Source organism: Haloimpatiens lingqiaonensis (assembly GCF_901447495.1).
Classification (GTDB): Bacteria; Bacillota; Clostridia; order Clostridiales; family Clostridiaceae; genus Haloimpatiens; species Haloimpatiens lingqiaonensis.
On sequence record NZ_CABDWS010000023.1, the window covers coordinates 1 to 14,687 of the forward strand.

At 30.9% G+C, this 14,687-nt stretch carries 12 protein-coding genes and 1 riboswitch; of the genes, 10 read left to right on the forward strand and 2 right to left on the reverse strand.

Annotation, left to right across the window (positions count from 1 at the left end; all coding sequences use genetic code 11):
• From FGK85_RS06250 to cysS, 3 genes are all read left to right on the forward strand, one after another.
• Positions 1-118 (forward strand): zinc ribbon domain-containing protein (locus FGK85_RS06250; protein WP_171011345.1); only part of this gene is annotated, 118 nt, incomplete at its 5' end.
• 163 nt (positions 119-281) lie between these two features.
• Positions 282-2,456, forward strand: coding sequence for a DNA helicase RecQ (recQ, locus tag FGK85_RS06255; RefSeq protein WP_138204796.1), 2,175 nt, complete (start codon positions 282-284; stop codon positions 2,454-2,456).
• A gap of 171 nt (positions 2,457-2,627) precedes the next feature.
• Positions 2,628-4,037 (forward strand): cysteine--tRNA ligase, encoded by a 1,410-nt coding sequence (gene cysS, locus FGK85_RS06260; RefSeq protein ID WP_138204798.1) that lies wholly within the window; start codon positions 2,628-2,630, stop codon positions 4,035-4,037.
• Positions 4,038-4,379: 342 nt separating this feature from the next.
• Here the strand turns inward: cysS and FGK85_RS06265 are convergent, their stop codons facing one another.
• Positions 4,380-5,009 carry a GntR family transcriptional regulator gene (locus FGK85_RS06265; RefSeq protein ID WP_171011346.1) on the reverse strand — a complete coding sequence of 210 codons (630 nt, stop codon included), beginning with the start codon at positions 5,007-5,009 and terminating at the stop codon, positions 4,380-4,382.
• A 188-nt stretch (positions 5,010-5,197) separates the two neighbouring features.
• Here FGK85_RS06265 and FGK85_RS06270 point away from each other — a divergent pair, with 188 nt between their 5' ends.
• The 3 genes from FGK85_RS06270 (at position 5,198) to FGK85_RS06280 (ending at position 9,140) form a co-directional block, all read left to right on the forward strand.
• Complete coding sequence (locus FGK85_RS06270) at positions 5,198-6,871, forward strand: sensor histidine kinase (RefSeq protein ID WP_138204802.1); 1,674 nt, start codon at positions 5,198-5,200, stop codon at positions 6,869-6,871.
• Between the two features lie 5 nt (positions 6,872-6,876).
• Entirely contained in the window at positions 6,877-7,587 is a 711-nt protein-coding gene (locus FGK85_RS06275) for a LytR/AlgR family response regulator transcription factor (RefSeq protein ID WP_138204804.1), read from the forward strand.
• Positions 7,588-7,715: 128 nt separating this feature from the next.
• Positions 7,716-9,140, forward strand: coding sequence for a carbon starvation CstA family protein (locus tag FGK85_RS06280; RefSeq protein ID WP_138204806.1), 1,425 nt, complete (start codon positions 7,716-7,718; stop codon positions 9,138-9,140).
• Positions 9,141-9,322: 182 nt separating this feature from the next.
• On the opposite strand, the gene deoD is transcribed toward FGK85_RS06280, so the two are convergent.
• Positions 9,323-10,024, reverse strand: coding sequence for a purine-nucleoside phosphorylase (gene deoD / locus FGK85_RS06285; protein WP_138204807.1), 702 nt, complete (start codon positions 10,022-10,024; stop codon positions 9,323-9,325).
• Positions 10,025-10,249: 225 nt separating this feature from the next.
• On the opposite strand from deoD, the gene FGK85_RS06290 reads away from it, so the two are divergent.
• The 4 genes from FGK85_RS06290 to FGK85_RS06305 all read left to right on the forward strand — a co-directional run bounded on the left by FGK85_RS06290 (position 10,250) and on the right by FGK85_RS06305 (position 14,662).
• The gene (locus FGK85_RS06290; protein WP_138204809.1) at positions 10,250-10,897 is read left to right on the forward strand and encodes a HutD/Ves family protein; all 648 of its coding nucleotides are present in this window, start codon (positions 10,250-10,252) and stop codon (positions 10,895-10,897) included.
• A gap of 313 nt (positions 10,898-11,210) precedes the next feature.
• Positions 11,211-11,798 (forward strand): rubrerythrin, encoded by a 588-nt coding sequence (gene rbr / locus FGK85_RS06295; protein ID WP_138204811.1) that lies wholly within the window; start codon positions 11,211-11,213, stop codon positions 11,796-11,798.
• 213 nt (positions 11,799-12,011) lie between these two features.
• Positions 12,012-12,195, forward strand: a riboswitch (cobalamin riboswitch).
• A gap of 372 nt (positions 12,196-12,567) precedes the next feature.
• On the forward strand, positions 12,568-13,659 hold the full coding sequence (locus tag FGK85_RS06300; protein ID WP_138204813.1) for an ABC transporter substrate-binding protein: 1,092 nt from the start codon (positions 12,568-12,570) through the stop codon (positions 13,657-13,659).
• Positions 13,649-14,662, forward strand: coding sequence for a FecCD family ABC transporter permease (locus tag FGK85_RS06305; RefSeq protein ID WP_138204815.1), 1,014 nt, complete (start codon positions 13,649-13,651; stop codon positions 14,660-14,662). The genes FGK85_RS06300 and FGK85_RS06305 overlap by 11 nt, the downstream gene beginning before the upstream one ends.
• The last annotated feature ends 25 nt before the right edge of the window (positions 14,663-14,687 follow it).

A 14,687-nucleotide genomic window follows, 5' to 3' on the forward strand; every position in this document is an offset into this window, starting at 1 on the left:
TAAAAAAGATTTAAAACTATCTGATAGAGTTTATAAATGCAGTTGTGGACTTTCTATTGATAGAGATTTAAATGCTTCAATAAATTTAGCTAATGCAAAAGAATATAAGATAGCTTAATTAAACAAGCACTTATATGTGTACCCAAGGCTATTTGGGGAATTAACGACTGTGGAGTGCTATACAAACTGTAGTAGCTTCGGCAAGGCAGAGTACATTGAAGCAGTAATAATCTCAATATGGATACATTTGACCATATTTTGAGTAGCAGCATAGATAATCAATGTATAATTTGGAAGCGGTTCTTAAAAAATATTTTGGATATGACAATTTTAGAAAAGGTCAGAAGGAAATTATTGATAGCGTGGTAAATGGGAGAGATGTAGTAGGTATAATGCCTACTGGAGCAGGAAAATCTCTTTGTTTTCAAATTCCTGCTATTATTTTTAGTGGAATTACTATAGTTGTGTCCCCACTGATTTCTCTTATGAAGGATCAAGTTGACAGTTTAAGAGAACAGGGGATAGAAGCTACTTATATAAATAGTACACTTTCAGAAATGGAGTATATGGAGAGAATTCAAGGCATATCCGTAGGGGATTATAAGCTTGTTTATATAGCTCCTGAAAGATTGGAGTCAGAAGGGTTTTGTAGAATGTTAAACCAGGTGGAAGTATCTTTTGTAGCCATAGATGAAGCTCACTGTATATCCCAATGGGCTCATGACTTTAGACCTAGCTATAAAAAAATAGGAGATTTTATAAAAGGGTTTTCAAAAAGGCCTGTGGTAGGGGCATACACTGCAACAGCTACAGAGAAAGTAAAGGAAGATATAGTAAAACTTTTAGAATTAAATTGTCCCAAGGTTTATGTAACTGGATTTGATAGAGAAAACTTGTTTTTTTCAGTATTAAGGGGAGAAGATAATCAGAACTATATATTATCATATATAGAAGGGCACAAAGAAGACACTGGAATTATATATACAGCTACAAGAAGAGAAACTGAAAGCATATATAATTTTTTATTAAAGCATGGAATAAAAGCAGGATTGTACCATGCAGGATTAAGCGATAGGGAAAGGGAAGAATGGCAAAATAGATTTGCTTATGATGATATAGATGTAATGGTGGCAACTAATGCCTTCGGTATGGGTATTGACAAACATAATATTAAATTTGTAATTCACAACAACATGCCTAAAAATTTGGAAGCGTATTATCAAGAAGCAGGACGTGCAGGCAGAGATGGCGGAAAAAGTGAATGCATACTTTTATTTAATGCAAGGGATGTTCAGCTTCAAAGCTTTTTTATAGAACAAAGTGATTTACCTCAATATAGAAAAGAATATGAGTATGAAAAATTGAGAGAGATGGTAGATTATTGCTATACATCAAAATGCCTTAGAAAATACATATTAGAGTATTTTGGAGATACAGTGGATTATGAGGAATGTGAAAATTGCGGTAACTGTTTAGATGAAGGAGAATTTAGGGATATAACATTAGAAGCTCAAAAAATATTTTCTTGCATTTATAGAATGAGGGAAAGATATGGCAGTGGTATGGTGGTTGATGTACTAAGAGGTTCACAGAATAAAAAGCTTTTATCTGCAGGACTAAACAAATTATCCACCTATGGAATAATGCCGGAGTATAGTAAAAGGGATTTGATGAATGTAATTAATAAATTAGTAGCAGACGGTTATTTGAAACTTACCAATGATGGATATCCAGTAGTTAAATTAACAGCAAAGGCAGTGCAGGTTTTAAAAAGCAAAGCTAGGGTAACAATGAAAGTTGCAAAGGTTAAAAAGGCTATTAAGGCGGATAATCAATTGTTTAACTTATTAAGAACCATTAGAAAGCAGATATCAGAAGAAGAAAAAGTTCCACCATATATAGTGTTTGGAGATAGCTCTTTAAAAGAGATGAGTGAGTATATGCCTATTAATAAAGAAGAGTTTTTAAGTATAAGTGGAGTAGGAGAAATAAAGTATGAAAGATATGGAGAGAGATTTTTAAAGGGCATACAGGATTATGTGGAGGAAAATAACATCCAAAGAGGAAACTTTTTAAAACCTATAAGAAGTGTAGATGATAATTTAAAAATCAAAAATGAAGAAAATAAAAATGCTAAAACTCCAAGTCATTATATAACTTATGATATGTATTGTCAGGGAAAAAGTTTAGAGGATATTGCAAAGGAAAGAAATATTATATTGAGAACGGTAGAAGATCACATAGTTAAATGCTATATGGAAGGAAAGGAATTAGATATTAATGAATTTGTGCCAAAAGAATACATGGAGATAATTAAAAAAGCCATATATAAAGTAGGCACAGAGAAGTTAAAACCTATAAAAGATGAATTGCCAGAAGAAGTAAAGTATTTTTGGATAAAATTAGTTATGTATCAGGATAAGTTGGAAACTAATGAAAATGAAAGAGTTGTATAGCTGTCATATAAAATTTCTATGAGATATAAAATAGTGCAAGTATACACCAAAAATATTTTATTAATAGTTATTGAATTTTTGGGGCATTGTGGTAAAATTTTATTAGAGATTTCACCGCAGGAATGTATCCTGCGGTTTTGTTTTATTTAATCAATTTATAGGAGGGACATTATGGATTTCTATGTTTACAACACCTTAACCAGAAAAAAAGAAGAATTTATACCTGTAAAAGAAGGAAAAGTTGGTATGTATACTTGTGGACCAACAGTTTATAACTATGCACATATTGGAAATCTAAGGACATATATTTTTGAGGATGTTTTGAAAAAGTCTTTAGAGTATATAGGATATAAAGTAAAACACGTAATGAATATAACAGATGTAGGTCATCTCCAATCTGATGCAGATGAAGGTGAAGATAAAATGGCATTAGGAGCAAAACGTGAAAATAAAAGCCCTTGGGAAATAGCTAGATTTTACGAGGATGCATTTTTTGATGATTGTAAAAAGCTTAATATAAAAAGACCAAATGTTACTTGCAGAGCTACAGAACATATAGATGATATGGTAAATCTTATAAAAAAATTAGAAGAAAAAGAATATATTTATATAGCTAATGGCAATGTTTATTATCAAATAGATAAATTTAAAGATTATACTAAATTAGCAAACTTAAGTATAGATGAACTAGAGGCTGGTAGTAGAGTAGATGTAGATGTACACAAAAAGAATCCTTTGGACTTCGTACTTTGGTTTACTAATTCTAAATTTACTAATCAAATAATGCAATGGGACTCTCCATGGGGTAAGGGCTTTCCAGGGTGGCATTTAGAGTGTTCTGCTATGTCTATAAAATACCTAGGAGAAAGAGTGGATATACACTGTGGCGGAATAGATCATATACCAGTACATCATACTAATGAAATAGCACAGTCAGAAGGTGCTTTAGGACATAAATGGGTAAATTACTGGATGCACGGTGAATTTTTAGTTTTGGATAGTGGAAAGATGTCAAAATCTAGTGGGGATTTCTTAACTTTATCAAGACTTATAGAAGAAGGTTTTGATGCTTTAGATTATAGATATTTCTGTCTTCAATCTAGATATAGAAAACAGCTTTTATTTAGTTTCCAAAGCTTAGAGGAGGCTAGCAAGGGACTAAAAAAATTAAAAGAAAGAATATTTAACATAGGTAAGTCAGTGAATGAAGAGGAAGAAGTAAATGAGGAAAATATACAAGAATACAATAATAAATTTAAAGCATGCATATGCGATGATTTAAATATACCTAATGCTTTTACAACTCTTCATGAAGTTTTAAAACATCAAGATTTAACTAATAGGGAAAAGATTATATTAGTTAAGGATTTTGATAAGGTACTTGCATTAGATTTATTAAATTATAAAGAAGAAAAAAATCTAGATATAGATGAGGAACATATAAACCATCTAATAGTTGAGAGAAATGAAGCTAGGAAAAATAAAGACTGGGCTAAAGCAGATGAAATTAGAAACAAGCTTTCAGAGATGAACATAGAACTTATAGATACCAAAGAAGGAACAACATGGAAGGCAAGATAGAAACTAAAATAACAAATAACAAATATCAAATAATTCAACCTTCGCAGTTATAAAATAAAAAATTAAAATAAAGAATAAATAGATTAACTATAATTTGAAGATAAATAATAGCTAAGAAGTAAAATGATAATAATAGCAAATTCACAATAAGGTAGTAGTAAAAATGAATTTATAGAAAAGCAAAATTACAATGAAATGGGGTTGCTGCACTAAGAGTAAATACTATAATATATTGTGCTAATTTTAAATTTGCAAAACAATATATTGTATATAAATTTCTTAATGCAACAGCTCCATTTTTTACAAATGTAAATATGAATGTGATTTTGAAAATAAAGTTTACTATATTATGCTATTATGAATTCTTTCTCTTGCATTGGTTAAATGAGTTTCCATTATTGTTTTGGCTTTTTTGCCATCTTTATTTTTTAATGCTTCAATTAGTGCAATGTGATCTTCTACAGCAGTATCCTTAAGCAAATGCATATAAGGGTCTATCATTACTATACGTCTGCCTTCATCTAGAAGCTTGTCAATTAACTCAATTAGTTTTTTATTTCCAGAGGCCTCTGCTATTATTGTATGAAATTTTTTATTGTATTCCCATATGCAATCGCAATCAGGATATTTAACTAGATTTTCTAACTTTTTTATTTGTTCTTTGGTGATTTTAACTGCAGCTAGTTCTGCGGCAGCGCCTTCTAGAAGTATTCTAATAAAATACATTTCTAAAATATCCACATGAGTTATGGTTTTTATCATATATCCATTTTTAGGAATGGCTTCTAGCAGATTATCTTGGCATAACATAGTCATAGCTTCTCTTACGGGAGTTCTGCTCACTTCGAATTCCTTGGCTATAGTTGTTTCCAATAATATTTCAGATGGTTTATAGAAACCAGACAATATTCTGTCTCGTATATTTTCATAAACTTTTTCTCTTAAATTTTGTTTTAAATTAGAATTTTTCATATTAGCCTCCATTCTACAAATACGTAAGGTATACATTATATATTATACATTTAGGTTTAAAAATCCTTCTATAGGAAAAATAAAATATACATTATATATGAAATAATATAGATGGAACTTTTCAAATATAAAACAATAAACTATAATTGTTCTAAGAACATATAAAATTTTAAAGGAATGAATTTATTATGATTGAACTGTTAAAAACTTTAGTAAACAACTTGGGATATATTATAGTAATAGCTTTTATTGTTTCTAAACTAAATAGCTTTAAAAAAATAATGCAAAAGGATTCCTTTACAAAGCTTGATTTATTAATATTATCTTTAATATTTGGAGGCTTTGGAATACTAGGTACATATGTAGGAAAAGAAATAAATGGTGCCGTGGCAAATACCAGAATTATTGGGGTAATGACTGGAGGGATTATGTGCGGGCCTGTGGTTGGAGTAGTAGGGGCTTTGATAGCAGGTATTCATAGGCTTGCTCTATATCCTGTGGGTATAACTGCAATACCATGTTCTATTGCAACTATAATTTCTGGTATAGTAGGAGGGATTATATATAATAACGTAGAGGAAGGGGAAAAAAAGTGGGTTTATGGATTTTTTTCTGCTATGGCCATGGAGAGCTTAGAGATGATTTTGATTTTGATTATATCAAAGCCCTTTACACAGGCTTTTTCCATAGTTCAAAAGATATATATACCTATGTTATTTGCCAACGCTATAGGTATTGCTATGGTAATATTGTTGATTCAAAATATATATAATGAGAAAGAAAAAATAGCTGCTAGCCAATCAAAGCTAGCACTGCAAATAGCAAATAAAACCTTGCCCTATTTTAGAGATACTGGAGAGGACTCTTATGATAGAATATGTAATATTATTAAGAACTCCATAGGAGCAGATGCAGTATCCATAACGGATAGGGAATGCATTTTGTCTCATGTAGGCATGGGTTCAGATCATCATGTTAAAGGAGCATGTATACTTACAGAGGCAACTAAAAATGTAATTGATGAGGGAAAAATGATGGTTTTAAATAAGGCATATGAGATAAATTGTGAGCATAATAATTGCCCATTAAAATCAGCGGTTATAGCACCTTTGAAGGAAGGGGATAAAATAATAGGTACTTTAAAAATATATTATGCTAAGGAAAACAGCGTATCCTATAGAAATATAAATTTAGCGGAAGGGTTATCTCAAATAATTTCTACTCAAATTGAAATAAGTAAGGTTGGAAAACTTAAAGAAATGGCTAATAAGGCTGAAATTAAGGCATTGCAGGCTCAAATTAACCCACATTTTTTATTTAATGCATTGAATACCATATCATCTTTTGTTAGGATTAATCCTGATAAAGCAAGAGAACTAATTATAAGTCTTTCTACTTATTTAAGGTATAATTTGGAAGTAGGAGATGAACTAGTGGATATGCATAAGGAATTAGAGCAAGTAAAAGCATATGTAGAAATAGAAAAGGCTAGGTTTGGTGATAAATTAAATGTTATTTATAATGTAGATGATAATATAAATATTAAAATTCCAAGCCTAATAATACAGCCCATAGTAGAAAATTCTATAAAGCATGGAATTCTTCCTACAGGTAAAAGAGGTAATGTAAAGATAAATATTAAAAGTTTAACACAAGAAGAATGTGAAATTTGTATTGAGGATGATGGAGTTGGTATTTCCGAAGAAATAATAAATAATGTTTATGAGGGAAAATGTAGTGGAAATAAGATAGGTATTTCTAATGTAAACAATAGGCTAAAAATACTTTATGGACAGGGACTTAAAATAAAAAGAAAAGATAAAGGTACTAGTACTAGTTTTATAGTTAGGAATAAGAGGTGATAATTTTGAATTGTGTAATAATAGACGATGAATATCCTGCACGTGAGGAATTGAAATATTTTATAAATAATTATAGCAAGATAAACATATTAGGAGAATTTGATGATGGAGTAGAGGCATTGATGTTTATAGAAAAAAATATGCCGGACATTATATTTTTAGATATAAACATGCCTAAAATTTCTGGTATAGAAATGGCAAGGTTATTAAACAATTTTAGCAAAAGGGTTGATATAGTGTTTATAACAGCTTATAAAGAGCATGCGGTGGAAGCTTTTGAAATACAAGCCTTTGATTACATATTAAAACCCTATTCGAAGGAAAGAATAATAAATACTTTGAAAAGATTAGAACGGGACTTTTTAAGCGAAAGTTTGCCATATGTAAATAATAAGATAACTCTTTGGAAAGAAAATAAAATGGTGGTTATAAATGTAAAAGATATTTGTTATTGTGAAGCAAAAGAAAGAGAAACTATAATTTATACTAAAGATAATGAATATATAATGAATCAAAGTATTTCACATGCAGCAGAGAAGCTTCCAGATAATATGTTTTTTAGAACCCATAGATCTTTTCTTATAAATATTGATAAGGTAGTGGAGATAAATCCTTGGTTTAATAATACATATATGCTTAAGTTGGAAGGTGTAAACAAAGAAATTCCAGTTAGTAGAAATAATATAAATAGCTTTAAGCACATTATGGGCATATAAATGCACTTTATGTGCTTTTTTTTACATTTCATGCGAAAAGGTTTAAATGAATTCTGATAATTTTGTATACTTAAGTTGTAAACGATATTAAAAATTTATTAAAAAAATATTAATAAGGAGGACTAATTATGATTTCATTCTTATTATCTATTGTGGCTTTAGTAGTAGGATATTTTATCTATAGTAAGGTAGTTGAAAAAGCTTTTGGAGCTGACGAAAATATACAAACTCCAGCTGTAAGACTAGAAGATGGTGTGGATTTTGTTCCAATGCCTTCATGGAAAATTTTTCTTATACAATTTCTTAATATAGCAGGACTTGGACCTATATTTGGTGCTATATCTGGTGCATTATGGGGACCAGCAGCATTTTTATGGATAGTTCTTGGTTCAATTTTTGCTGGAGGAGTTCATGATTATTTTTCAGGAATGTTGTCAGTAAGACATGATGGTGCAAGTATACCAGAAGTAGTAGGACACTATCTAGGTGGCGGATTTAAGAATTTCATGAGAGTTTTTTCAGTAATAGTGCTTGTACTTGTAGGTGTAGTATTTATAACAGGTCCAGCAGGATTACTTGCAGGATTGACACCAAAGTCTCTTGATAAAACTTTTTGGATATATGTTATTTTTGCATATTACATAATTGCTACATTAGTTCCAATTGATAAGGTTATAGGAAAAGTATATCCTATATTTGGTATAGTTCTTTTGATAATGGCTATTGGAGTTAGTGCAGGTATAATATTTAAAGGATATCATATTCCAGAGATTGCTCTTACTAATATGCATCCAAAGGGACTTCCTATTTGGCCATTAATGTTTATAACCATAGCTTGTGGAGCTATTTCAGGATTCCACTCCACTCAGTCACCACTTATGGCTAGATGTATAACTAGTGAAAAACAAGGAAGACAAATATTTTACGGTGCTATGATAGCAGAAGGAATTGTAGCTTTAATATGGGCTGCAGCAGCGATGGCTTTCTTTGGCGGCACAGCTGAATTAGGAAAAGCTATGGCAGAAAATGGTGGAGCACCTTATGTAGTTAACATAATATCTAATACTTTACTTGGAAAAGTAGGTGGAGTTCTTGCCATACTAGGAGTTGTTGCTTGTCCAGTTACTTCTGGAGATACAGCTTTCAGAAGTGCTAGATTGACAATAGCTGATGTAATTGGATATAAACAAGGACCTATAAAAAACAGATTAGCTATAAGTTTACCATTATTCATCATAGGATTTATATTAACAAAAATAAACTTCGATATAATATGGAGATATTTTGCATGGTCAAATCAAACTCTAGCCATGATAGTGCTTTGGGCTTCAGCAATGTATCTTGCAATTAAAAACAAATTCCACTGGATAGCAACAGTTCCTGCTACATTTATGACAGCAGTTTCTATAACTTATATATTAGTTGCACCAGAAGGATTCAAAATGGCTGCAAGTATTGCTTATCCAGTAGGAATAGCAGTAGCAGTAGCAGCACTAGCTATATTTTTAGTAGCTGCAAATAAAAAAGTTAAGAATAATAATGTACAAGCTTAAATAAGTAAAAAGTAAAGAGTAAGAAGTAAGAGTTAAGGATAAAACTCAAGGAGTTTTTTATAATTAACTTGTGGATAAGTAAGAAGTAATAGTTGTTGAATAATTAATTATTCGTATAAGTTGTATATAAAAAATAAAGGCTTTGGAAAGATATATACTTTTCAAAGCCTTCATTTTTTTTATTATTCAGCTAGTTCTAGCGCTATTTCCATCATTTTTGTGAAAGTTTTTTGACGTTCCTCTGCATTAGTCTCTTCACCTGTAATTATGTTATCGCTTACAGTTAATATAGAAAGAGTGTCTACTCCGTATTTAGCTCCAAGAGTGTAAAGTGCCGTACTTTCCATTTCTATAGCTAGTACTCCATAATCAGACCACATTTTAAAGGAATTTGGAATATCATCGTAAAATAAATCACTAGTTAATATGTTTCCTACTGTAACTGGTATGCCCTTTTGTTCAGCTACGTCATAGGCTTTTTTTAGCAGTTTAAAGCTGGCAGCAGGTGCGAAATCCATTCCATTAAAACGTCTTCTATTTATACCTGAAGTTGTGCAGGATGTCATAGCAAGGATAACGTCTCTAACTTTAATATTTTCTTGAATTGCACCGCAAGTGCCTACTCTTATTAATCTCTTAACTCCATAATCTTTGATAAGTTCATTTGCATATATAGATATGGATGGGACTCCCATTCCAGTTCCCTGAACAGATATTCTTTTGCCTTTATATGTACCAGTATATCCGTACATACCACGAACCTCATTGTAGCAAATAACATCTTCTAAATAGGTATCTGCTATGTATTTAGCTCTTAGTGGATCTCCTGGTAGTAATATAGTTTCAGCAATTTGACCTTCTTTTGCACCTATATGTGTACTCAAATTATCTCCTCCAATGTATATAGATATTTTTTATGATAATGATAACATATTTTTAGACTATATAGGGATATTTTATATAATTTTTTAAAATAATTATTACATATATATCTATGAAATGGTAAAATTAAATATATAAATTCATATTTGATATAATAAGATCGAAGGGAGGGAAGCCGTTACGATAATTATATTTAAACTTTAAACCAAATATGTAACGGTGAATTTATGGATTATAAGCTGAAATTGGTAAAAAAGGAGCACCAAAAGACTTCTACTTGGTCGGGAGGTACTACGACAGAACTTTTTATATATCCAAAAGATGCTTCCTATGAAGATAGAAATTTTAAATGGAGATTAAGTTCTGCTACAGTGGAACAGGAAGAATCAAATTTTACATATTTAGAAGGTGTAAATAGGTGGATCATGACTTTAGAGGGAGATATTAAACTTCAACATAAAGGTCATGGGGAAAGGGAACTAAAAGCTTTTGAACCGTATAATTTTAGTGGGCAATGGGAAACTAAAAGTTTTGGCAAGGTAAGAGATTTCAATCTTATGTTAAAGGAAGATTGTAGTGGCGAAATTAGTAGTATTAATATTGCAATAGATATGTCTAGAGAACTGTACATGCATAAAGAAGAAATTAGAAAAGAAAATTTTTCTAAAGTAAGCTATGCACTATATTGTGTAAAGGGCAAAATTTTAGTTAGGACTTTTCATGATGAGGTTAGTTTAAATGAAGGGGATTTACTTCTTATAGATTGTGATTTAGTAACAGAAGAACAGGAACAAAGTTCTAACCTTTATATAGATGTTCATAATAACGGTGATGAAGAGGTTATAGCAGTTACTTCAATAGTTTATCAACCTTGATAATTATAGTTTTATCTAGAATTTTCACTTAAACATGAGCAATTAGAGCAATTTTATCCGATGACTACCTGCCGTAACACTGCCACTTCTAACAAAGTGGGAGATAACGGCAGCTACGTCCCTGGATAACGATCTCTAACCTTCAGTTGGAGTAAAAACTCCATCTGAAGCTAAGAGCTCTGTTTATAGATGTTTTTTAATAAAATATATAATAATTGTTTATTCATAATGATTATTTGTTACGAAAATTTAGTTTTTATGTTATAATATATAATCATATGTAATAAAAAATAATTTATAGGAGGGTTTAAATATGAAATCATTAAAAGGAACTAAAACAGCAGAAAATTTACTTAAGGCATTTGCAGGGGAATCACAAGCTAGAAACAGATATACTTATTATTCAAGTACAGCTAAGAAACAAGGATATGTGCAAATAGCTAATATATTTTTGGAAACTGCAGAAAATGAAAAAGAGCACGCAAAGAGATTTTACAAATTCTTACTTAATGATTTGCAAGGAGAAGGTATTGAAATTAATGCTACTTATCCTGTATCTTTATATGGGGATACTAAAGATAATTTAAAGGCAGCAGCTTCTGGAGAAAATGAGGAATGGTCAGAATTGTATCCTGAATTTGCTAAAGTAGCAAGAGAAGAAGGATTTGAAGAAATAGCAGTAGCTTTTGAAAGAATTGCTGAAGTAGAGAAGCATCATGAAGCTAGATATAATAAATTAGTAGAAAACATAGAAAAAGACATGGTATTTAAGAAAGATAAGGTACAACTTTGGAAATGCAATAACTGTGGATACATATTTGAAGGAGAAGAAGCTCCAGAGGTATGTCCTGCATGTATTCATCCAAAGGCTTATTTCGAAGTACTTTGTGAAAACTACTAGGATATTAAAATAAAAACCTCTCTGGTTCATTATTTGGACTGGAGAGGTTTTGTAATAATTAATTCATTGTTTTAAAATAATAAAATATTACTTGCAAAAGTATTTTCATAATAGTACAATAATATTGTAAGTTAAATAAAAAATGGATGTAAACTTAATATTATAAATTCATGTATAAATTAGTAAATGTATTTATAATATTTTAAATTAAAATTGAATAGATACTTTTAAGGTGTTTCTTTAAAAGAAATGAAAAGGGAAAGTGGTGAAAGTCCACTACAGCCCCCGCTACTGTAAGGAGGATGAAACCTTGTAACTCACTGAAGCAAGTGCTTTGGGAAGAGAAGGGAGTAAAATGATTCTAAGTCAGGATACCTGCCTTTAAAGTTATGTTTTAATCTTTCGGAGGGAGAGATTTCTTAGAGTTTATTGTATGAATAATATTGTTTTTTACGCCTTCCATAAAGGCGTTTTTTTATGCCCATACATTAACCACATCTTTGAAACAAGCCTCTCTTATGAGGCTTGTTTCTATTTTTCAAAAAATATCTTATAAAAACAAAATCAATATATTTAGAAGATTATTTAGTAAATGTTGTGCAATATTAAACGTCAGGTATCTGTAATTAGGTTGCCTTAGGTATTTATATGCAATTTTTACAATTCATGAAGATAGCATTAAATGAAGTAAAACAATTATTAGAATACAATTTGTTTATTAGGGTAGAGAATTTATATAAGGGGAATTCAAAAAAAGGGGAGATTAATAATGAAGAGTAAACAAATATTTGCACTAGCAATGGTCATATCTATGGCATTAACTGGATGTGGAGCAAAGTCAAAAGGAAAAATGGATACTAAAAACAAATCCGCTATGTTTCAAGGCATGAAGAGTGAAATGAAGGGAAAAGACTCGGGTTCCATGGGAGATATGAAGGATAAAGGTATGGGTTCCATGGGTAAATTAACCATGTCAGAAGGTAAGGGTTATCCAGTTACCATAAAGGATGTAATGGGAAATGAAGTTACTCTAAAAGAAAAACCAAAAAAAATAGCAGCAACCTCAGGAACATTTTTAGGACTTTTATATGCAGTAGGAGGAGAGTCTATTTGTACTGCTGATTTATCTGGAGGAAGTCCAGCGCCAAAGGGCACAGAAAAACTTCCTAAAATAGGACAAGTTTATAATCCAGATGTGGAAAAATTAATATCTCTTAAGCCGGATTTAGTAATTGCTCAATTTGGTCTTCAAAACAAATTAGTACCTGCCTTAAAACAGAGTAATATACCAGTTTTAGCTTTAAATATGAGAACCTATGATGATGTAATAGAAAATTTAAAAGTTGTAGGAAGAATAGCTGGTCATGAAGATAAAGCTGAAGATATTATAGCTAAAATGACTAAAGATAGAAAGGATATAGAAGATAAACTTCCAGAAAAATCAAAAAAAGTAGTTATTTTATATGCTACTTCTAAAGATATATCAGTAAAGCTTGAAAATAGTATAGCTGGTAATGTGGCAAAAATATTGAAATTAAACAATATAGCTGCAGGGAAAAAAGGAGAAGGAATGGGAGGAGAATCTATTCCATTTAGTATAGAAGAAATTGTAAAAGAAGATCCAGATGTTATATTGGTAACTAGTATGGTGAAATCTGATAAAAATGCAAAAGAAGTAATAGAAAAGCAGCTTGGAAAGGATCCTGTATGGAAGAATTTAAAAGCAGTTAAAAATAATAAAATAGTATATCTACCACAAAGATACTTTTTATACAATGCAGGAGATAAATTTGTAGATGCAATAGAATTTATGGCTAAAGGCGTATATCCAGAAATATACGGTGAGTTAAATGATAAATAATATAAAAAACTGTAAAAAAAGTAATAGGAATTTTTACAAAATAACTGTGATAATAGTATTTATTATATTAGCTATAAGTGCATTTTTTATAAGTAATGTGTATGGTAGTATGGAAATATCTATAAAAGATATATTTACCATATTAAAACACCCCAATAATTTAACTCCACAAGGCCTTGTTATATGGAATGTTAGAATTCCGAGAACTATTGTAGGAGTGTTGGTTGGAATTAACTTGGCCCTTTCTGGGGCAATGCTGCAGGGGGTAATGAGGAATCCCCTAGCAGACCCTGGAATAATAGGCATATCCTCAGGAGCTGGTCTTGCAGGCATGATTATACTAATAATTTTTCCTCAATATCAATATTTAGTACCACCAGTTGCATTTGTAGGTGCCATGGGTGCAGCTATGATGATATATATACTTGCCTGGAAAGGTGGAATACAACCTATGAGAGTTGTATTGGCTGGAGTAGCAGTTTCAGCCATATTAGGTGCAGGCATATCTGCGCTTATGGTGTTTTTTAGCGACAGAGTGCATGGAGCTATAATGTTCATGAATGGAGGATTATCTGCAAGAAGTTGGCCTCAAGTATATACTATTTTGCCTTATACTATGGTAGGCTTAGTGCTTGCTATTATTATGTCCGAAAGGCTAAACATATTGGTATTAGGCGATGATACTGCAAGAGGATTGGGCCTAAATGTAGAATTAGTCAGATTAGAAATAACGGCTATAGCAGCTATGTTAGCAGCTAGTGCAGTGTCTGTAGTTGGACTTTTAGGATTTGTAGGGCTTATAATACCTCATACCACTAGGCTTATAATAGGTAGTGATTACAAATATTTGCTTCCAGGTTCAGCGTTTTTAGGTGCAGCTGTAGTTGTGTTTTGTGATACTTTTGGAAGAACTATTTTTGCACCGGTGGAAATACCTGTAGGTATAATAATGGCACTTTTAGGAGCACCATTCTTTTTATATTTACTTAGAAAACAGTCGTAGAAATATAAAATATTATTATGGGTGA